General features: G+C 62.1%; 1 protein-coding gene. It reads right to left on the bottom strand.

What is annotated here, in order from left to right:
• Nucleotides 1–12: 12 nt before the first annotated feature.
• On the bottom strand, nucleotides 13–1,176 hold the full coding sequence (locus MTX34_RS25495; RefSeq protein WP_374640510.1) for an IS30 family transposase: 1,164 nt from the start codon (nucleotides 1,174–1,176) through the stop codon (nucleotides 13–15).
• Between the last annotated feature and the right edge of the window lie 56 nt (nucleotides 1,177–1,232).

Genomic DNA, 1,232 nt, shown 5'->3' with positions numbered 1-1,232 from the left:
TTCGTGACGGGTTCACGTGGTCGTCGCAACGAGCAGTCGTTTGTTGTACTCCTCGAGGGGAGTATCCCATCCCAGGGTTTTTCTGGGGCGGTTGTTCAGTAGCGCGGCGACCTCGTCGAGCCGTTCGGGACCGTGCACCGATAAGTCGGTGCCCTTCTTGAAGTACTGACGGAGCAGACCGTTGGTGTTCTCGTTGGTGCCCCGCTGCCACGGGGAGTGCGGATCACAGAAGTAGATCTGCACCCCTGTGGCTATGGTGATCTCGGCATGCTTGGCCATCTCCCCACCTTGATCCCAGGTGATCGAACGCATCAGTGCCGCAGGCAGTTCCGCGATCTTCGCCGTCATCGCCTCGGCCACCGACGCCGCCGAATGATCGATGGGAAGATGCAGCAACATCACCAACCGCGACGTCCGCTCGACCAACGTCCCGATCGCCGACCCACCCTTGGTCCCGATGATCAGATCACCCTCCCAATGGCCGGGAACGTTGCGGTCGGCGACCTCGGCAGGCCGCTCGGAAATGTTGATCATTCCCCGGATCTTCGATCGCCGTTCGGTGGTCCGGCGATGCGCGAGACGCACCGGCCGACCCGTCCGAAGATGCCTGGTCAGCTCCTTGGTCAAGCCACCTTTGCTCTGAACGTACAAGCTCTGATAGATCGTTTCGTGCGACACATGCATCTCCGGAGAGTGAGGAAATTCCTTCCTCAGTGTCGCCGAGATCTGCTCGGGCGAGTAGTCCAACTCCAACAGCGCCTGCACCCGATCCCGCAGCAACGGTGTCAGCTCGAGCTTGCCCTTCTTCGGGCGTCTGGCTGCCTTGCGGGCGTCACGTTCGGCCTGATGCGGCTTGTACTGACCACGGAAATAGCTGTGCCGCTTGAGTTCTCGACTGATCGTCGACACCGCTCGGCCCAGGCACGTCGCGATCGCGGTCATCGTCCAGCCGTCCCGGACACCGTCGGCAATGAACTCCCGTTCGTCCAGCGAGAGGAAACGCCCGCTCGGTGGCGGTGTCGAGCGAGGCCGCACACCACCGCGCTCGTACACCCAGTTCCAGCCGCTGCCCTCGCTGATCCCGACCGCGAGGGCAGCGTCCTTGACCGTCACGCCACTGCTACGCAGTGACCAGAACGCCATCCGAACCTGATGAGAGAAACCCGGGTGAACCATCGCAAACATCCCTAATGATCAGGCACGTTGCAACCACCGCTCGAATCCGCCCGTAG

This window comes from Rhodococcus sp. ARC_M5 (assembly GCF_022810405.1).
In the GTDB taxonomy this organism is placed as follows: domain Bacteria; phylum Actinomycetota; class Actinomycetes; order Mycobacteriales; family Mycobacteriaceae; genus Rhodococcoides; species Rhodococcoides navarretei.
Note: the sequence above shows the minus strand (reverse complement) of the source record. Positions and strands in the feature narration are given on the sequence as shown.

Bases quoted from the DNA above. Each gene is read 5' to 3' on its own strand.
- MTX34_RS25495 (WP_374640510.1), bottom strand. From the start codon at position 1,176: ATGGTTCACCCGGGTTTCTCTCATCAGGTTCGGATGGCGTTCTGGTCA.